We start from the raw sequence: 16,821 nt of genomic DNA on the forward strand, positions 1-16,821 counted from the left end.
CTGTGCGCTTCGGCATCTTCGTTCCCCAGGGCTGGCGGCTGGATCTGGTCGGTATCGAACCGGCCGACCAGTGGTCGGTGATGCGCGAGCTCGCCCAGCGGTTCGACACCGGCACCGACTGGGAGTCGATCTGGGTCTACGACCACTTCCACACCACGCCCGTTCCCACCGACGAGGCCACCCATGAGGCGTGGTCGTTGATGGCGGCGTTCGCGGCCACCACGTCGCGCGTGCGGCTGGGGCAGATGTGTACTGCCATGAGCTACCGCAACCCCGCCTACCTGGCCAAGGTGGCCGCGACCGTCGACCTCATCTCGGGCGGCCGGGTGGAGATGGGCATCGGCGGCGGCTGGTACGAACACGAATGGCGCGCTTACGGTTACGGCTTCCCGTCCGCCGGTGAGCGGCTCGGCCGCCTCGACGAGGGCGTGCAGATCTTCCGCCAGGCGTGGCAGACCGGCCGGGCAACGTTGAACGGCAAGTACTACGAGGTCGATGACGCCATCGTGCACCCACGACCGTTGCAGGAGAACGGCATCCCGATCTGGATCGCCGGTGGCGGCGAGAAGAAGACCCTGCGCATCGCCGCGAAATACGCCGACTACACCAACTTCAGCGGCGACCCCGACGAGTTCGCCCGCAAGTCCGACATCCTGCGTCAGCACTGCGAGGAGGTCGGCACCGATTTCTCCGACATCACCCGCAGCTCGAACTTCAACGCCATCGTCGGCGCCACCGAAACCGAAGTGCAGGAACGGCTCTCGACGATCGTCGACCGCTTCACCCCCTTCCTCGGCGCCGATGTGGCCAAAGCCCGTGTGCACGAACAGTTCGCCACCAGCGCGGCCGTCGGCACCCCGGAGCAGATCGTCGAACGCCTCACGAAGGTCAAGGATCTCGGCCTCGCCTACACCATCGTCAACTTCCCCGAAGCCGCCTACGACACCTCCGGCATCGAACTCTTCGAACGCGAGGTGATCCCGGCATTGGCGTAATGAGCGACCCGGTGACCCGACTTCCCGCTGGTTCAGGCGGGAAAGTTCGGGACGATCGACTCACCCATCTGGCGCAGAGTCGCGCAGGCGTCGTCGCTCTGGTGGGCGGGGTTGTTCACTACGACCAGGCGGATCACGCCCTGGTCCGCGGCGAAGAGGACGTCGCAGGAGCCGGTAGTGGGAGCGCCTCCGAGGCGACGTCCGGTACGGCCCGCGACTGTGTAGTCGGCGAAAGCTGTTTCGCCCGATTCCGATTCGAATTCCTTCAGGGTTCGCGAGGTGGAGAACACTCGCAGGTAGGCGGTGTCGCCGGTCCACTCACAGGTCTGCCAGCCTGCGGACACAGAGCCGGCGGCGACCTTCGTCACGGGGTCGACACCGGCCTTGTGCAGAGCGTCCGCGGTTACTCCGGTGCACGGTTCGAACAACGCTGTCGTTGCCGTCGGCTCCTGCCCTTCGCTCGAACATCCGACGAGCGCCGCCAACGCCAATCCCCCGGTCGCCACCGTCATGAGCGCGCGCTTCATCCGTGTTCCCTCTCACCGTGCATCGCAAAACGCGGCCACGGTAACAAGGTTCGCGGCCGCCCCGAGCCGTCGTTCGCCAAGCCTGGGCCGATCACCACAACCCCGCACCCGATGCTGTGACGAACTCGCACGTTGCGCTCGGTCCGCGTCCTAGGTGCACGCCCGTTCGTTTGTGGCGCGCTCCGGCAGCGGGTCCGCGATGTTCCAGCCTTCGGCCAGCAGCGCGTCGACAGCGGCCACGGCGGTGGCGAGGCGCTCTTCGGGTGGCCCGGTCAGCATCGTGAATCGCCGGCCGGTGCGGGTGAGTTCGGCACGGAAACGCTCGGTCATCCACGGCCGCAGGTGCTCGCCGTCGCGCAGACCGTCGTCTTCGAACGCGACACCGACATGGTCGGTGAGCAGCCACAGGTGCTGGCGGTGCTCGGCGACGATGCCGGGATGGGTATAGCCGAGATAGCGTTCGTGCCAGATGGTCGTGGCGAAGGCATCGGTATCGCAGACGAGTACCGGGCCGGTTTCGCGGGCCGCGCGATCCTCGCCCGCCTGCTGGTGCGCGGCGATCAGCGGGAATTCCGGCGAGGTGAATTCGATATCGGACCAGTGCCCGCCGGGACCGAGTCCGGCCAGCTTTCGTTCGCTGTATTCGCGGCCGTACTCGGGGACGTAGCGGGCGCCGTAGTGCGCGGCGAGCGCGTGCGCGACGGTCGTGGTTCCGGTCGATTCCGCACCGAGCACCACCACCCGCTTGGTCATCGCGGCGCGGACCGGTGGGGACAGGAAGTCCCAGTGCGCGAGGGGGTTTCGGCGGATCTCGGTCGCCGAGATCGGGTGGCGCAGTCGCCGCGGGTCGACGCAGATCGCGTCGGCGCCGAAGCGTCGGCCCAGCTCGTCGCCGTAAGCCTCCGAGGTGAAGACCGCGTCGACGGGGTCTGCGACAGCGGCGAAGAACACCGCCATGTGGGCGTCCCAGATGGCGGGGTCGGTGATGTCCATCGGCACGTCGTCAACGGCGCCGACGACGGAAATAGCTGGATCAGAATGCATTTCGCGCATCCAGGCCACGCGGTCGGCGAGCGGGATCGACTCCACCGACGACGCGCAGACCAGCACGGTCAGCCGCTCACAGCGGGCGGCGGCGGTGTGAACCAGGTGGTGATGACCCGCGTGCGGCGGATAGAACTTGCCGAGAACCAGCCCGTGCCCATACCGCGTCATGCCGCGACCGCCACCGGGACCTCGACCACATCACGACGCCAAGCGATCAACCCCCGAACACACAACGCGAGGAATCCGAGGTACAACAGCGCCGTCAGGAACAAGCCCTTGTAGGCATACAGCGGGATGTAGACGATGTCGGCCGCGATCCACAACCACCACGACTCCAGCCGTTTACGGCACTGCCCGTAGGTCGCCATCAGCGACAGCGCGGTGGTGAGCGCGTCCCAGAACGGCACGGTGGACTCGGTGGCCGTGTCGAGCAGCACGGTGATCGCGGCGGTACCGAGCACCCCGCACGCCGCGAGCCACAGCCATTCGACCCGCGTCGTCCGACGCACCGGCAGCGGCTCGGTGCGCGAGGACCCGTGCACCCACGTCCACCACCCGTACCCGGCCAGCGCGATGAACACCACCTGCAACCCCGCATCAGCGAAAAGCCCGGCCTGGGTGAACAACAGAATGAAGAACACATTGTTGGCGATGCCGATCGGCCAGTTCGCGATGTGCTGGCGAGCGACCAACCACACGCACAGCGCTCCGCTGCCGAACCCGAGCACCTCGGTCCAACTCACCGCCGTACCGAGCACCGTGAACAACGGCTGCTGCAGTGCGGCAACCAGATCCAGCACGTTCATCTCCCACCCCTGACTATTAGTCAGATTGACCATAATTCATGCGAGGCTCGGCCGCAAGAGACCCCGGTGATCAGGTCGACAAGGTCGGCAGCGGGTGCTTGTTAAGCGGCGTCGACCACGCTGAGCCCTATGAGCAACGCAGCACCGCCCCGGCACGCGGCAAGGAACGGCGGATACTCCGTGGCGCCGACGCGCAACCGACGCGCACCGCTCGCGAGCCACGTCGGCGCCCGACGGACGAATTCCCGCTCACCGGAAGCACTTCCAGCGGCGACGAGACCGGCGTGATACCCGCGTTCCTCATCGATATGGCATTGCACGCCGCGATCGGCGCCACCGCCTGGTACATCGCGTCCGGCACGACGGCCGTTCTGTACGGCATCCTCGCCTGGCTCGGCGCGTCCTTCCTGCACCGCACGATCGTCCAACGGCTCACCCGGACGACGATCGGCAAGTGCTCATACGGACTCCGACTGCGGTACGCCGACGGCACCTACCCGTCGACCTGGCAGCTGATCGGCCAGTGGTTCCGCGGCGGCTGGTCCTGCTTCGACCTCTTCGACAGTGCCCCCTGACGCGAAAAGGGCGGTCTCCCAGGGAGACCGCCCTTTATCGTCAGCTCAGCTCACAACATGCACGACACGCAACCCTCGACTTCAGTCCCCTCGAGGGCCATCTGGCGCAGGCGGATGTAGTAGAGCGTCTTGATGCCCTTGCGCCATGCGTAGATCTGCGCCTTGTTCAGGTCTCGGGTGGTGGCGGTGTCCTTGAAGAACAGCGTCAGCGACAAGCCCTGGTCCACGTGCTGGGTGGCCGCGGCATAGGTGTCGATGATCTTCTCGTAGCCGATTTCGTAAGCGTCGTCGTAGTACTCGAGATTGTCGTTGTCCAGGTAAGGGGCCGGGTAGTAGACGCGGCCGATCTTGCCTTCCTTGCGGATCTCGATCTTCGACGCCACCGGGTGGATCGAGCTGGTGGAGTGGTTGATGTAGGAGATCGAACCCGTCGGCGGCACGGCCTGCAGGTTCTGGTTGTAGATGCCGTATTCCTGCACCGAGGCCTTCAGCAGACGCCAGTCGTCCTGGGTGGGGATGCGCACGCCGGCCTCGGCGAACATCTGCGCCACCTTGTCGGTCTTGGGCACCCACGCCTGCTCGGTGTACTTGTCGAAGTACTCGCCGCTGGCGTACTTGGATTCGGCGAACCCACCGAACGAGGAGCCGCGCTCCTTGGCGATCAGGTTCGAGGACCGAATCGCGTGGTAGACCACGGTGTAGAAGTAGATGTTGGTGAAATCCACACCTTCTTCGGAGCCGTAGTGGACCCGCTCACGCGCCAGGTATCCGTGCAGGTTCATCTGGCCGAGGCCGATGGCGTGGGACTCGTTGTTGCCCTGCTCGATCGAGGGCACCGAGAAGATGTGGGTCTGATCCGAGACAGCGGTGAGCGCGCGGATCGAGGTCTCGATGGTCTGACCGAAGTCGGGCGAGTCCATCGCCTTGGCGATGTTGAGCGAACCGAGGTTGCACGAAATGTCCTTGCCCACCTTGGAATAGGACAGATCGTCGTTGAATTCCGAGGGGGTGGAGACCTGCAGGATCTCCGAGCACAGGTTCGAGTGGGTGATCTTGCCCTTGATCGGGTTGGCCCGGTTCACCGTGTCCTCGAACATGATGTAGGGGTAGCCCGACTCGAACTGCAGCTCGGCGATGGTCTGGAAGAACTCGCGCGCCTTGATCTTCGACTTGCGGATGCGCTTGTCGTCGACCATCTCGTAGTACTTCTCGGTGACGTTCACATCGGCGAACGGCACACCGTAGATGCGCTCGACGTCGTACGGCGAGAACAGGTACATGTCCTCGTTCTTCTTCGCCAGCTCGAAGGTGATGTCGGGGATCACCACACCCAGCGACAGCGTCTTGATGCGGATCTTCTCGTCGGCGTTCTCGCGCTTGGTGTCGAGGAAGCGGTAGATGTCGGGGTGGTGCGCGTGCAGGTACACCGCGCCCGCGCCCTGACGCGCACCCAACTGGTTGGCGTAGGAGAACGAGTCCTCGAGCAGCTTCATGATCGGGATGACACCCGAGCTCTGGTTCTCGATCTTCTTGATCGGGGCTCCGTGCTCACGAATGTTGCTGAGCAGCAGGGCGACGCCGCCGCCGCGCTTGGACAGCTGCAGCGCGGAGTTGATGGAGCGCCCGATGGACTCCATGTTGTCCTCGATGCGCAGCAGGAAGCAGGACACGGGCTCGCCGCGCTGCTTCTTGCCGGAGTTGAGGAAGGTGGGGGTGGCGGGCTGGAACCGGCCGTCGATGATCTCGTCGACCAGGTTGCTCGCCAGCACCTCGTCACCGGCGGCCAGCGTCAGCGCGACCATGCAGACGCGATCTTCGAACCGCTCCAGGTAGCGCTTACCGTCGAAGGTCTTGAGCGTGTACGAGGTGTAGTACTTGAACGCGCCGAGGAAGGTCGGGAACCGGAACTTCTTGGCGTAGGCCTGCTGGAACAGCTGCTTGACGAAGGCGCGACCGTACTGGTCGAGCACCTCGGTCTCGTAGTAGTTCTCCTTGACCAGGTAATCCAGCTTCTCGTCCAGGTTGTGGAAGAAGACCGTGTTCTGGTTCACGTGCTGGAGGAAGTACTGGTTCGCGGCCTCTCGATCCTTGTCGAACTGGATCTCACCGTTGGGGCCGTACAGGTTCAACATCGCGTTGAGGGCGTGGTAGTCGAGCACCTCGCCCGCCTCGCCGCGCACCGCCGACTGCTCTAGGCGTGCTGACTTGCCTGCCGGTGCTGTGGTTGCTGTTGCCAAAACAATCCCAATCCCTCTCGGACGCGCGCGACGTCCTCAGCGGTTCCCATGAGTTCGAAGCGATACAGATACGGCACCCCGCATTTTTGCGAGATGATGTCTCCTGCAACGCAATAGGTATCGCCGAAGTTCGTGTTGCCGGCCGCGATCACCCCGCGCAGCAGCGCGCGGTTGTGTGGGTCGTTGAGGAACTTGGCGACTTGCCGCGGAACGAGGTCCTTGTCGGGACGCTGTCCACCCATGACGTGCCGACCACCGCCATAGGTGGGGGTGATCAGCACGTAGGGTTCGTCGATCCGCGGCGGATCAGATGATGTGTGCAGTGGAAGTCGAGTAGCCGGGAGACCGAGCTTCTCGACGAAACGATGGGTGTTCTCCGAGGCGCTGGAGAAGTAGACCAGCCCGCCCGGAGACATCTGCTCGGGCATGGCGCCTCCTTACCGGCGAACCGGCGCGAACTACGCAGCCGCGACGGCGAGCGACTTGATGCGGTCGGGACGGAAGCCCGACCAGTGATCCTCACCCGCGACGACGACCGGCGCCTGCAGGTAGCCCAGTGCCATGACGAAATCACGCGCCTCGTCGTTCTCCGAGATGTCGATGACGTCGTAGTCCACCCCGACCTTGTCGAGCGCCTTGTAGGTGGCGTTGCACTGCACGCAAGCGGGCTTGGTGTACACGGTGATGGTCATGATGGAAGTCCCTCTCTCCTATGCCTGATCCACAGCCTGTGATCCGTATGCAATGCACGAACGGGTGATGCTGCGCAAACTCCTGGATCTAGCGAAGAAAGCCCTGCTCGCAACCCCTTCCCTTGGGCCCGATCAGTGGTGGCTTCACACCGTCTTCCAGTACGACAGACACTACACCTAGTGTCCGACAGATGGGAACAACACAAGGTGTTGCGAGTCGCACGGATGTAATTCCCACGCGGTAAGTCCCAGGACGGGCCACCGGCCAGCAGGGAAAACAGTGGTTCAGATCACGATTTCATCTACCGGCGAGTCTTCAGCAAACCCCGTGGACAGCCGAAGGGCGTCGCATCCGTGACGGATGCGACGCCCTGCCGAACGCTCAGCTTACGCCGAGACCAAAGTGCCGTTCACTGCGGCGACCAACTCGTGGACGGTCGCGCCGAGCTGGGTCAGCGCCTCGGCGTCCTCGGTCGGATGAGTCTGCGCGAAACGCTCGCCGATGGTCGCGAACTGCGCGTGCGCCGACTCGACGACGACGCCGCCCGCTACGCCCACGGATTTGACGGTGTCGCCGTGCGCCCACGCCGCGGCGTTCGGGCTGATCGACGCGCTCACCACGGCGACCGGCTTACCCTTGATCGAGCCGGCGCCGTACGGCCGCGAGGCCCAGTCGATGGCGTTCTTCAGCACGGCGGGCAGGGTGCCGTTGTATTCGGGAGTGACCAGCAGGACGGCATCGGCCGCGGCGACGGCGGCACGCAGCGCGGCGGCCTGCGCGGGCACGGCGTCGGGCACATCGAGGTCTTCGTTGTAGAACGGGATCTCGCCGAGACCCTCGTAGATGGTGATGTCGACGTCGGCGGGCGCGGTCTGCACGGCAGCCTCGGCCAGGCGGCGATTGATGGAGCCCGCGCGCAGGCTTCCGACGAGAGTAAGGATGCGGGTCTCGCTCATTGCGACTCCTGGTGTACTCAGTGGAATGATCCAAGTTTCATCCGACATTAACCGGACCTCGGTCCGATTACTTCCCGCGGAGGACGTGTGAGCGGCGTGAGCTACGGCACACCCAGATCCGACGAGCCGCCCCTGCTGGGGATCGGACAGCCGCTGCCCGGCAGCGCGGAACCCGTCGAACGTGCCGATGCCGCGCGCAATCGCGCGCTACTGCTCGACGCGGCCCAGCAGTTGGTGCGTGAGCACGGCGTCGACGGTCTGACGATGGACGCCCTGGCCAAGCGCGCGGGAGTGGGCAAGGGCACGGTCTTTCGCCGATTCGGCAATCGCACCGGGCTGATGCTGGCGCTGCTGGATCATTCCGAGCAGAAGTTCCAGGCCGCGTTCATGTTCGGCCCGGCGCCGCTCGGCCCCGAGGCGAACCCGGTCGAGCGGCTGATCGCGTTCGGGCGGACTCGGCTGCTCGATGTCGAGGTCGAGGGCGATCTGCATCGGGCCGCCGAAGAGAACGGGCGTTTCGGCGGCGGGCCGTACGCCCTGCACAAGGCGCACGTCACGCTGCTGCTGCGCGCGGCCGGGGTCGACGGTGAAGTCGCGCTGATCGCCGACTCGCTGCTGTCCACGCTGTCGGCGGCGCTGATCATCCACCAGGTCGAGGTGCTGGGTTACTCGCGCGAGCAGATCGGCGACAACTGGGAATGGCTGGTTCGCCGGGTCATTTCCCCTGCCCCACAAGTAGAGTGAGACGGCATGGGGACACTGCGTGAACAGATCATTGCCGAATTGGGTGTACAGCCCGAGATCGAGCCGAAGCAGGAGGTCCGGCAGCGCGTCGACTTCCTGAAGGACTACCTGGCCACCACCCCGGCCAAAGGGTTCGCCCTAGGGATCAGTGGCGGACAGGACAGCGCGCTGGCCGGTCGGCTGTGCCAGCTCGCCGTCGAGGAGCTGCGGGCCGAGGGCGTCGAGGCGAAATTCCTGGCGGTGCGGCTGCCCTACGGCATGCAGGCCGACGAGCACGACGCGCAGATCGCGTTGAACTTCGTCGACCCCGATCGCACGGTCGTGGTGAACATCCGCCCCAGCGCCGACGCCGTGGGCATCGAGGTCGCGGGCGCGCTGGATCACGAGCGGTTGCGCGACTTCGTGCGCGGCAACATCAAGGCGCGCGAGCGGATGGTCGCCCAGTACGCCCTCGCGGGCCAGGAAAGCCTGCTGGTGGTCGGCACCGATCACGCAGCCGAAGCGGTCACCGGATTCTTCACCAAGTTCGGCGACGGCGGTGTCGACCTGACGCCCCTCACCGGTCTCACCAAGCGTCAGGGCGCGGCCCTGCTGCAAGAACTGGGCGCCCCGTCGAGCATCTGGTCCAAGGTCCCCACCGCCGACCTCGAGGACGACCGTCCCGCCCTCGCCGACGAGGACGCGCTCGGCCTGCGCTACGCCGAGATCGACGACTACCTCGAGGGCAAGGACGTCACCCCCGAGGTGGCCACGCGGGTGGAGTCGATCTTCACCAACACCCGCCACAAGCGCACCGTCCCGGTCACCCCGCTCGACACCTGGTGGCGCTAGGGCTCCGCCGCCTCTCCGGGTATTTTGCCGACGGCTGTGGTGGTGGGTGGGTTGCTGATCGGGCATGCGGTGGGGCGTGGGTGCTGTTTTGGGTGTTCCCGGGGAGTTACCCATGTTCTTACGAGATCAGGTGTCACGGGTCGGGCGACTGAGTCAACTAGATCAGCAGACTGCGCCTTCGCTGGATGCTGTGGCGCGCAACAAGTCTCGGACGAGGGTGTAGTCCGGTTCTTTGCGGAAGCGTAGGCAGCCTTTGCCCATGTCTCGGCCCGCGAGGCGGTCGGCGAAGGCTGCGCGGACGTCGGAGCGGAGTACGTAGACAGAGATGTACTGCTTCTGACTGGCGAAGGCGACCTCGCCGGTGCCGTCGCGTTCGTAGGCGGGCATGCCGTAGGACATCACCTCGGTGAAGCCCGGCAGCTCCTGGAGGCACAGGTCGCGCAGCCTGGTGAGCGCCTCGCGGCGATCCTGCGGGAGTTCGGCGAGGTAGGTCGCTACGTCGGCGGCCTTGCTCTGGACCACGACTAGCCGCCCGCGAAAGGCGGGAGAACGTCGACTCGGTCGCGGAGCATGGCCGACGGATCGCGGGTGAGCTCGTCGCCGATGAGGAAGGCACAGACGCCGACGAGGCTGTCGATGTCGGAGCCGTAGGTGGCAGCGAGGGTGGCGCGCAGGTCGGCGACGGTGGCGCCGTCGGGTAGGTCGAGGGATTCGGTGTTCTTGCCGACCGCGTCGGCGATGGCGGCGAAATAGCGGACCTCAACCACCGATGGCTCCCATCGTGCGTTCCGGGGGGACGAAACCGGCGGCGTCGATACCGTGACCGGCCCATTTCTGCCACATCGCACCGCGCCACAGCTCGGCGACCTCGTCGTCGTCGGCGCCTGCCCGCAGCGCGCTGCGCACGTCGAACTCCTGGTCGCTGAACAGGCACGAGCGCAGCATGCCATCGGCGGTGAGCCGGGTACGGTCGCAGCTGTCGCAGAACTTGCGGGTGACCGTGGCGATGATGCCGACGGTCGCCGGTCCGCCGTCGACCAGCCATTTCTCGGCCGGAGCCGAGGGGTCGGCGCGGGTGGTGGGAGTCAGGGTGAAGCGCTCGCCGAGGACGTCGAGGAGGTCGGCGGCGGTCACCATGTGATCGCGGGCCCACTCGTGGTCGGCGTCGAGGGGCATTTCCTCGATGAAGCGCAGCTCGCACTGTTCGGCCAGGCACCACGCGAGCAGGTCGGCCGCGCCCGCCAGATTCTGGCGCATCAGCACGGCGTTGACCTTCACCGGCGCCATGCCCGCGTCGCGCGCGGCACGGATGCCGTTGAGCACCGATTCCAGGCGGTCGCGGCGGGTGAGACGGGTGAAATCCTCCCGGTCGACGGTATCGAGGGAGACATTCACCCTGGTCAGGCCAGCCGCAGCGAGCTTGTGGATGCGATGTTCGAGGCCGACGCCGTTGGTGGTCATGGCCAGCGGGGTGCCGGGCACCGCCGCGTGACAGCCCGCGATGATCTGTTCCAGCTCGCGGCGCATCAGCGGTTCGCCGCCGGTGAACCGCACCTCCCGCACACCCAGCTCGCGCACGGCCAGCGACACCAGCCGCACGATCTCGTCGGCGGTGAGCAGTTCCTGGCGCGGAATCGGCGGCAGGCCCTCCTCCGGCATGCAATAGGTGCAGCGCAGCGAGCATTTCTCGGTGATGGACACGCGTAGATCGCGGGCGATCCGGCCGAAACGGTCGACGAGGAACGGCGTCTCGGGCCTGCCGTCCAGGGACGGCCGCTCCGATCGCACGGCGGGTATCCCCATCTCGACCAGCGTCATCTCTACAGTATGACCCGTAAGGCCCGTCACATTCCCTGCGCCGGGCCGATTCTTCGCGAACTCGTCAGCTCACCACAGGCAAGCCCCCACCGTGAGCAACGCGACCCCGACCGGCCCGGACGGCGGAGATTAAGCTGGCAGCATGACTCCCCGGCCCGCTACCGCGTCGGCACGCAGCGTCGACGAGTACCGCGACACCGTCGCCGCGCTGCTGGCCCCGCTCGCCGACCGCCCCGATGAACAGGTGGCGGTGCCCGACGCGCTCGGCCGCACGCTGTCGGCTGATGTGGTGTCGCCGATCGACCTGCCGGTGTTCCGTAACTCGGCGATGGACGGATACGCGGTGCGCGCGGCCGATGTGGCCGTCACGCCGGTCACGCTGCCTGTTGTCGGCGTGGTGGCGGCGGGTAAGCCGGGCACCGACGCGCTGCCCGTCGGCTCGGCGGTGAAGGTGATGACCGGTGCGCCGATACCGCCCGGTGCCGATTGTGTGGTGCCGGTCGAGGATGTACAGGCCGGAGACGGTCGGATCGTGGTCGAACGTGGACGTGGGCGCGGCGAATTCGTGCGCGAGGCGGGCACCGATGTGCGGACCGGTGAGCTCGTCGCGCGGGCGGGCACGGTACTCGCCCCCCGCCATATCGCGGCGCTGGCCGCTGTCGGCCTGCCTGCCGTGTCGGTGCTGAGTCGATTACGCGCGGTCTGCATCACGACCGGTGACGAACTCCAGCCCGCGGGCAGCGTGTTGGCGCCGGGTCAGATCTACAACTCGAACGGCATCGCCCTGGCCGCGGCACTGCGAGCCGACGGTGTCGAGGTGGTCGAGGTCGCGCACAGCACCGACGACCCCGCGGTGTTCACCTCGGTGCTGAACGCCGCGACCGCCGCCGCCGACGTGGTCTTCACCTCCGGTGGCGTGTCCAAGGGCGACTTCGAGGTCGTCAAGGATGTGCTGGGTCCGCTCGGCGGGACGTTCGGCTCGGTCGCGGTGCAACCCGGCGGACCACAGGGCTACACGGTGGTCGACGAGGTCCCCGTGCTCAGCTTCCCCGGCAATCCGGTGAGCACGATGGTGTCGTACGCGGTGTTCGCGCGCCCCGCCGTGCGCGCGCTGGCCGGACTGCCGGAACTCGTGAGCGGCGAAACGACCCTGCGCACGCCGCTGCGCTCCCCTGCCGGTCGTCGCCAATACCTGCGCGGCCTGTTGACCGAGGACGGAGTCGAAGTGATCTCGGGGCCCGGCTCACATCTCATCGCGGCGATGGCGTGGGCCGATGTGCTCGTCGATGTTCCCGCCGAGGTCACCTCGCTGGCCGCCGGTGTCCCTGTGCGAATCTTGTCGTTATGAGCGAGTTGTCCCACGTCGACCGCGAGGGTCGCGCGCGCATGGTCGATGTCAGCGCGAAAGCCGACACCACCCGGATCGCTGTCGCCGCAGGCGAATTGCAGACCACCGCCGAGGTGATCGCGTTGGTGCGGGCCGAGGGCATGCCGAAGGCCGACGTGTTGTCGACTGCGCGGTTGGCCGGAATCGCCGGTGCGAAAAAGACTTCCGAGCTGATCCCGCTGTGTCATCAGCTGGCGCTGTCATCGGTGAAGGTGGAGTTCGGGTTCACCGAGACGACCATCACCGTCGAGGCGACCGCCAAGACGAAGGGTCCGACCGGCGTCGAGATGGAAGCGCTGACGGCGGTGGCCGTCGCGGGGCTCACCTTGCACGACATGGTGAAGGCGGTGGACCCCGCCGCGGTGATGAACGGGGTCCGGCTTGTCACCAAAGAGGGTGGAAAGCACGGGCATTGGGTTCGGCCGGAGAGTCGTTCCGAGACCGGCGCACCGGCGCTCGATCGGTTGGCGCAGGTGAACGCGGGTGCCGGTGTCGAGCCCACATTGTCGACGCGGACCGATGCTGCGACGGAATCGGCTGACTCCCAGGACTTTTCACGGACAGCCGTCGTGGTCGTCGCGTCCACCGGCACCGCGGCGGGAACCCGCACCGACACCACCGGTCCCGTCCTCGTCGATTGGCTGACCGCACAAGGGTTTTCGGTCCGTGGGCCGCTGGTCTACGCCGATGCGGAGATCGCCGCCGGGCTGGCCGACGCACTGAGCGCGGCGCCCGCGCTGGTGGTGACCACCGGCGGCACCGGCGCCTCCCCCACCGATGCGACGCCCGAGGCCACCCGCGCCGTGCTCGATCGTGAGCTGCCGGGTGTCGCCGATGCGATCCGGCAGCGTGGGACCGCGAAGTTCCCCCTGGCCGCACTGAGTCGCGGCGTCGCCGGGCTGGCCGGTCGCACCGTTGTCGTGAACCTGCCCGGTTCACCCGGCGGGGTGAAAGACGGGATCGCGGTGCTGGAACCGCTGTTGGATCATCTGCTCGCGCAAGTAGCCGGAGGCGGCAACCATGAGTGACTTCGGTGCCGTTCGGCTGGCGACCATCAGCGATCAGGACCTCGACCCCCTCACCGTCGAAAACGCTGTCGACGGACCGGAATTCGGCGCGGTGGTGGTGTTCACCGGCAAGGTGCGCAACCACGACGGTGGGCAGGCGGTGACGTCGCTGGAGTACTCCGCACACCCCCAGGCCGAGCGGTTCCTCCACGCGATCTGCACGGAAGTGGCGCAGGCGAGCGGACTTCCGGTCGCGGCGACACATCGAATCGGGTCGCTCACGATCGGTGGGTTGGCGATCGTCGTCGCGGTGGCCGCGCCGCATCGGGCCGAGGCGTTCACGGTGTGCGCCGAGCTCGTCGATCGGATCAAGCACGAGGTGCCGATCTGGAAGCGGCAGTTGTTCGCAGACGGGCTTTCGGAGTGGGTCAACGCCTGCGGCTGACGGTCACTGCACGGTGTAGCGCCATACACCGAGCATCTCCTGCTCGTCCAAGAGCGTCTCACCGTCGAACACGGTGTCGTGCAAGCGTTTCAGCGCCCCGTCCGCGTCGAGCCCCGCGCCGATCAGTACCAGGTTCGAGACGCGCTGCTCGCCGCGCGCCCAGCTGCCGGGGGTGAAGACCACGTGTCTGCCGACCAGGTGGACTTCGAACTTGCGTCGCTCGCCCGCCACCGCGAACGTCACATACCCCTTGGCGCGGAACAGACCTGGCGGCGGATCCTCCAGAAAGCCCACCAGCGCACGGGGATTCAAGGCGCGTTCGGTCGTGAACGACACCGAGACGTAGTCATCGTGGAGGTGCCGGTGCTCGGGATCATCGTGGTCGTGCTCGTCGAGCAGTGTGTCGAAACTCAGCTGCTCGGCCACCCTCGGCTGATCGGGCGCCCGATCGTCGAACAGCAGGCCCGGATCGATACGGCCGTGCGTCGTCGCATAGACCGGTACCTGCCCGACCCAGTCGGCCAACTGCGCCCGCAGACCGGCCAGCGCCTCGGCTCCGACGCGGTCCGCCTTGTTCACCAGCACCAGATCCGCCATCCGCAGATGGGTCACCAGCTCGGGATGCTGCGTGCTGGTGGCGGTGAACTGCTCGGCATCGACCACTTCGACCAATCCGCCGTAGGCGATACGCGGGTTCGGGTTGGCGATCACCATGCGGATCAGGTTGCGCGGCTCGGCCAGCCCGCTCGCCTCCACCACGATCACATCCACCGCACTGCGCGGTTGCGCCAGCTGCGCGAACAGATCGTCGAGTTCGGACACGTCCACCGCGCAGCACACGCACCCGTTGCCGAGCGACACCATCGCGTCGACCTGCCCCGCCACCAGCATCGCGTCGATGTTCACGGCCCCGAAGTCGTTGACCACCACCCCGATCCGGGTTCCCCGATTGTTGCGCAGCAGGTAGTTGAGCAGGGTCGTCTTCCCCGAACCGAGAAACCCAGCAACGATCACGACAGGAATCACCGCACCCATGGTGCCACCTACCCCCGGCCACACAGCACGCCGCCCACCCCTGGATCAGGAGTGGGCGGCGTAGGTGCGATGAACTGTCAGGACGGACCGAAAACCATGCCAACCAGGGTGTACACCAGATTTATCAGCTGGCCGGGAATGGTTGATTCGTCCATGCCGAGGGCCTGGGCCAAAGGCATGAGCAGCGTCATGACGGTGGTGATCGGGCCGCCGAGGGTACTCAGATCGAGCTCGGACTCTTCGGGCGCGGCCTCGGTTTTGGGTGTGGTGCCGCGCTTCTTCGGAGCGGGTGCGGCGGGCGCCTGGGGTGACGCCGTGCGGGGCGGGTCGCCGGGGGCCGCGGTGCGGACGGGGGCCACCGGTACCGGATCGGCGATCGGGGATCGTGCGGGGATCGGTGCGCCGGTCGCGGGACCGTTGGCGTCGGCGGGGGCCGGATCCTCGGTCGGCGCCGTCTGGTCGCTCGCGCCACTGGGCAGCGCGGGCGGATCAGCCGGTGCCTGCTCGGGTGCGGGAACCTGCGCCGGGGCGACCGCGTGGGGTGCCGCTGTCGTCGAGGTCGGAGCCGGCGCCTCGGACTCCGGGGTCGACGCGGTGGTCCCTCCGGGCTTCTTCGAGGGCTGTGAGGAGTCAGCCGGGGCGGTGGTGGGCGCCGAAGCCCCATTCGTGCCCTCGGCGGGCGTTCCGGCACCGCTGGGGTCCTCGTCAGGGACGGACGCGCCGTTCTGGTTCGCGGCCGGCGGCGCGGGTGGGTCAGTGGTCGGCGCCGGCTCGGCTGCGGGTGCGCGCTTCGGTGTCTGTGTGGTGGTCGCGACCGGCACCCGACCCGGTGCGGCGGCGTAGGCGGGGATCGGCTTGTTCAGCAGGAACCCGACGACGCCGGTCGCGATGGCGACCGCGTGCTCGAGCTGGCCTTCGCGCGATTCCAGCCGAGCGGCATCGCCGACATTGGCGCCGTTGCCCATCTCGACGAACACCAGCGGCACCTGCGTCAGCGCCGGGCCTGCCACATCCTCGCGGGTCTGCAGACCCCCTTTGACGCCCGCGTAGTTCGCGGGCGAGAAGCCGGCCGCCAGGTAGGCGTCACGGACCGCGCTCGACACGAGTCGCCCGCCGCCGGACTGCGCCTTGTCGGCGATCGAGTCGGGGATGGGGAGCTGCGGCACGATGATGTGGAATCCGTGCTGGTCGGGGCCCGCGCTGTCGGCATGAATGCTCACCGCCACGTCGGCGCCGGACTGGTTGGCGGCGCGGGCGCGATCGTCGACGCAGCCGCCCCACCCGGTGTCGTCGGCACGACTCAGCACCACTTCGGCGCCCAGCGCCTCCAGGGACGCCCGCACGAGCTGGGCGACATCCCAGTTGATGGTGTGCTCGGGGATGCCGTTGAGTGAGGTCATGCCGGTGGTCTGGCAGTCTTTGGTACCGCCGCGGCCGTTGTCGACCTGGCGGCTCAGGTCCTCCGAATGCGCCGACCCCTGGTGACCGGGGTCGAGGAAGATCGTCTTACCGGCGAGCTGCGCGCTGGTCGCCGGTTCAGGAGCGGCGTGGGCGGTCACGGGGATCAATCCCGACAGCGACACCACCACCGCGGCGGAGACGGTAGAGCAGATTCCGGCCTTGATGATGTTTGGTTGCATGTTCGGTCGGTGCTCCGGGACCGGAGCACCCCTCCCTTCCCATTGGTAACACCTGGTAACACCAAACCCAGTGGTTCA

19 protein-coding genes are annotated in these 16,821 nt (G+C 67.0%); 7 read left to right on the forward strand and 12 right to left on the reverse strand.

Annotated elements, in window-relative coordinates; translation table 11 throughout:
* Positions 1-2 precede the first annotated feature (2 nt).
* A complete protein-coding gene (locus ASD42_RS08400) occupies positions 3-995 on the forward strand; it encodes an LLM class F420-dependent oxidoreductase (protein ID WP_056812349.1) in 993 nt (330 codons plus the stop codon).
* A gap of 32 nt (positions 996-1,027) precedes the next feature.
* Here the strand turns inward: ASD42_RS08400 and ASD42_RS08405 are convergent, their stop codons facing one another.
* The 3 genes from ASD42_RS08405 to pnuC form a co-directional block, all read right to left on the reverse strand.
* The gene (locus tag ASD42_RS08405) at positions 1,028-1,522 is read right to left on the reverse strand and encodes a DUF3558 family protein (RefSeq protein WP_056812353.1); all 495 of its coding nucleotides are present in this window, start codon (positions 1,520-1,522) and stop codon (positions 1,028-1,030) included.
* 150 nt (positions 1,523-1,672) lie between these two features.
* On the reverse strand, positions 1,673-2,737 hold the full coding sequence (locus ASD42_RS08410) for an AAA family ATPase (protein WP_056812356.1): 1,065 nt from the start codon (positions 2,735-2,737) through the stop codon (positions 1,673-1,675).
* On the reverse strand, positions 2,734-3,375 hold the full coding sequence (pnuC, locus tag ASD42_RS08415; protein ID WP_056812359.1) for a nicotinamide riboside transporter PnuC: 642 nt from the start codon (positions 3,373-3,375) through the stop codon (positions 2,734-2,736). The genes ASD42_RS08410 and pnuC overlap by 4 nt, the downstream gene beginning before the upstream one ends.
* Before the next feature lie 38 nt (positions 3,376-3,413).
* Here pnuC and ASD42_RS08420 point away from each other — a divergent pair, with 38 nt between their 5' ends.
* Positions 3,414-3,950 (forward strand): hypothetical protein, encoded by a 537-nt coding sequence (locus ASD42_RS08420; RefSeq protein ID WP_056812361.1) that lies wholly within the window; start codon positions 3,414-3,416, stop codon positions 3,948-3,950.
* 50 nt (positions 3,951-4,000) lie between these two features.
* On the opposite strand, the gene nrdE is transcribed toward ASD42_RS08420, so the two are convergent.
* The 4 genes from nrdE to ASD42_RS08440 all read right to left on the reverse strand — a co-directional run bounded on the left by nrdE (position 4,001) and on the right by ASD42_RS08440 (position 7,836).
* Positions 4,001-6,130 (reverse strand): class 1b ribonucleoside-diphosphate reductase subunit alpha, encoded by a 2,130-nt coding sequence (gene nrdE, locus ASD42_RS08425; protein WP_056812364.1) that lies wholly within the window; start codon positions 6,128-6,130, stop codon positions 4,001-4,003.
* An 11-nt stretch (positions 6,131-6,141) separates the two neighbouring features.
* The gene (nrdI, locus tag ASD42_RS08430) at positions 6,142-6,615 is read right to left on the reverse strand and encodes a class Ib ribonucleoside-diphosphate reductase assembly flavoprotein NrdI (protein WP_082843882.1); all 474 of its coding nucleotides are present in this window, start codon (positions 6,613-6,615) and stop codon (positions 6,142-6,144) included.
* 30 nt (positions 6,616-6,645) lie between these two features.
* On the reverse strand, positions 6,646-6,879 hold the full coding sequence (gene nrdH / locus ASD42_RS08435) for a glutaredoxin-like protein NrdH (RefSeq protein ID WP_056812365.1): 234 nt from the start codon (positions 6,877-6,879) through the stop codon (positions 6,646-6,648).
* 387 nt (positions 6,880-7,266) lie between these two features.
* The gene (locus ASD42_RS08440) at positions 7,267-7,836 is read right to left on the reverse strand and encodes an NAD(P)H-dependent oxidoreductase (RefSeq protein WP_056812368.1); all 570 of its coding nucleotides are present in this window, start codon (positions 7,834-7,836) and stop codon (positions 7,267-7,269) included.
* A 96-nt stretch (positions 7,837-7,932) separates the two neighbouring features.
* On the opposite strand from ASD42_RS08440, the gene ASD42_RS08445 reads away from it, so the two are divergent.
* Both ASD42_RS08445 and nadE read left to right on the forward strand, forming a co-directional pair.
* Entirely contained in the window at positions 7,933-8,580 is a 648-nt protein-coding gene (locus ASD42_RS08445; RefSeq protein ID WP_371852075.1) for a TetR/AcrR family transcriptional regulator, read from the forward strand.
* 6 nt (positions 8,581-8,586) lie between these two features.
* A complete protein-coding gene (nadE, locus tag ASD42_RS08450; RefSeq protein ID WP_056812371.1) occupies positions 8,587-9,411 on the forward strand; it encodes an ammonia-dependent NAD(+) synthetase in 825 nt (274 codons plus the stop codon).
* Positions 9,412-9,573: 162 nt separating this feature from the next.
* Here the strand turns inward: nadE and ASD42_RS08455 are convergent, their stop codons facing one another.
* The 3 genes from ASD42_RS08455 to moaA are packed head-to-tail and all read right to left on the reverse strand — an operon-like array spanning position 9,574 to position 11,229.
* A complete protein-coding gene (locus ASD42_RS08455) occupies positions 9,574-9,933 on the reverse strand; it encodes an iron chaperone (protein WP_056812374.1) in 360 nt (119 codons plus the stop codon).
* A gap of 2 nt (positions 9,934-9,935) precedes the next feature.
* The gene (locus tag ASD42_RS08460) at positions 9,936-10,178 is read right to left on the reverse strand and encodes a MoaD/ThiS family protein (protein ID WP_056812377.1); all 243 of its coding nucleotides are present in this window, start codon (positions 10,176-10,178) and stop codon (positions 9,936-9,938) included.
* Positions 10,171-11,229, reverse strand: coding sequence for a GTP 3',8-cyclase MoaA (moaA, locus tag ASD42_RS08465; protein ID WP_056812380.1), 1,059 nt, complete (start codon positions 11,227-11,229; stop codon positions 10,171-10,173). The genes ASD42_RS08460 and moaA overlap by 8 nt, the downstream gene beginning before the upstream one ends.
* Before the next feature lie 142 nt (positions 11,230-11,371).
* Between moaA and ASD42_RS08470 the strand changes: the two genes are divergently transcribed.
* From ASD42_RS08470 to ASD42_RS08480, 3 genes are read left to right on the forward strand one after another with little or no spacing between them, the layout of a single operon-like run.
* The gene (locus tag ASD42_RS08470; RefSeq protein WP_056812383.1) at positions 11,372-12,577 is read left to right on the forward strand and encodes a molybdopterin molybdotransferase MoeA; all 1,206 of its coding nucleotides are present in this window, start codon (positions 11,372-11,374) and stop codon (positions 12,575-12,577) included.
* Positions 12,574-13,644 carry a bifunctional molybdenum cofactor biosynthesis protein MoaC/MoaB gene (gene moaCB, locus ASD42_RS08475; RefSeq protein WP_056812386.1) on the forward strand — a complete coding sequence of 357 codons (1,071 nt, stop codon included), beginning with the start codon at positions 12,574-12,576 and terminating at the stop codon, positions 13,642-13,644. The genes ASD42_RS08470 and moaCB overlap by 4 nt, the downstream gene beginning before the upstream one ends.
* On the forward strand, positions 13,637-14,068 hold the full coding sequence (locus ASD42_RS08480; RefSeq protein ID WP_056812389.1) for a molybdenum cofactor biosynthesis protein MoaE: 432 nt from the start codon (positions 13,637-13,639) through the stop codon (positions 14,066-14,068). The genes moaCB and ASD42_RS08480 overlap by 8 nt, the downstream gene beginning before the upstream one ends.
* Positions 14,069-14,071: 3 nt before the next feature.
* Here the strand turns inward: ASD42_RS08480 and ASD42_RS08485 are convergent, their stop codons facing one another.
* Together ASD42_RS08485 and ASD42_RS33705 are read right to left on the reverse strand one after the other, a co-directional pair.
* Positions 14,072-15,103 (reverse strand): CobW family GTP-binding protein, encoded by a 1,032-nt coding sequence (locus tag ASD42_RS08485; RefSeq protein ID WP_056812392.1) that lies wholly within the window; start codon positions 15,101-15,103, stop codon positions 14,072-14,074.
* Between the two features lie 77 nt (positions 15,104-15,180).
* Positions 15,181-16,743: an N-acetylmuramoyl-L-alanine amidase gene (locus ASD42_RS33705; RefSeq protein WP_056812395.1), complete on the reverse strand. Its 1,563-nt coding sequence runs from the start codon at positions 16,741-16,743 to the stop codon at positions 15,181-15,183.
* Positions 16,744-16,821: the final 78 nt, after the last annotated feature.

It is taken from the genome of Nocardia sp. Root136, from assembly GCF_001427185.1.
Lineage (GTDB): Bacteria > Actinomycetota > Actinomycetes > Mycobacteriales > Mycobacteriaceae > Nocardia > Nocardia salmonicida.

What these genes read in the sequence shown, in the direction of transcription:
- ASD42_RS08405 (WP_056812353.1), bottom strand. Translation starts at nt 1,522, where the DNA reads ATGAAGCGCGCGCTCATGACGGTGGCGACCGGGGGATTGGCGTTGGCG.
- ASD42_RS08410 (WP_056812356.1), bottom strand. Translation starts at nt 2,737, where the DNA reads ATGACGCGGTATGGGCACGGGCTGGTTCTCGGCAAGTTCTATCCGCCG.
- pnuC (WP_056812359.1), bottom strand. Translation starts at nt 3,375, where the DNA reads ATGAACGTGCTGGATCTGGTTGCCGCACTGCAGCAGCCGTTGTTCACG.
- ASD42_RS08420 (WP_056812361.1), top strand. Translation starts at nt 3,414, where the DNA reads ATGCGAGGCTCGGCCGCAAGAGACCCCGGTGATCAGGTCGACAAGGTC.
- nrdI (WP_082843882.1), bottom strand. Translation starts at nt 6,615, where the DNA reads ATGCCCGAGCAGATGTCTCCGGGCGGGCTGGTCTACTTCTCCAGCGCC.
- nrdH (WP_056812365.1), bottom strand. Translation starts at nt 6,879, where the DNA reads ATGACCATCACCGTGTACACCAAGCCCGCTTGCGTGCAGTGCAACGCC.
- ASD42_RS08440 (WP_056812368.1), bottom strand. Translation starts at nt 7,836, where the DNA reads ATGAGCGAGACCCGCATCCTTACTCTCGTCGGAAGCCTGCGCGCGGGC.
- nadE (WP_056812371.1), top strand. Translation starts at nt 8,587, where the DNA reads ATGGGGACACTGCGTGAACAGATCATTGCCGAATTGGGTGTACAGCCC.
- moaA (WP_056812380.1), bottom strand. Translation starts at nt 11,229, where the DNA reads ATGACGCTGGTCGAGATGGGGATACCCGCCGTGCGATCGGAGCGGCCG.
- ASD42_RS08470 (WP_056812383.1), top strand. Translation starts at nt 11,372, where the DNA reads ATGACTCCCCGGCCCGCTACCGCGTCGGCACGCAGCGTCGACGAGTAC.
- moaCB (WP_056812386.1), top strand. Translation starts at nt 12,574, where the DNA reads ATGAGCGAGTTGTCCCACGTCGACCGCGAGGGTCGCGCGCGCATGGTC.
- ASD42_RS08480 (WP_056812389.1), top strand. Translation starts at nt 13,637, where the DNA reads ATGAGTGACTTCGGTGCCGTTCGGCTGGCGACCATCAGCGATCAGGAC.
- ASD42_RS08485 (WP_056812392.1), bottom strand. Translation starts at nt 15,103, where the DNA reads ATGGGTGCGGTGATTCCTGTCGTGATCGTTGCTGGGTTTCTCGGTTCG.
- ASD42_RS33705 (WP_056812395.1), bottom strand. Translation starts at nt 16,743, where the DNA reads ATGCAACCAAACATCATCAAGGCCGGAATCTGCTCTACCGTCTCCGCC.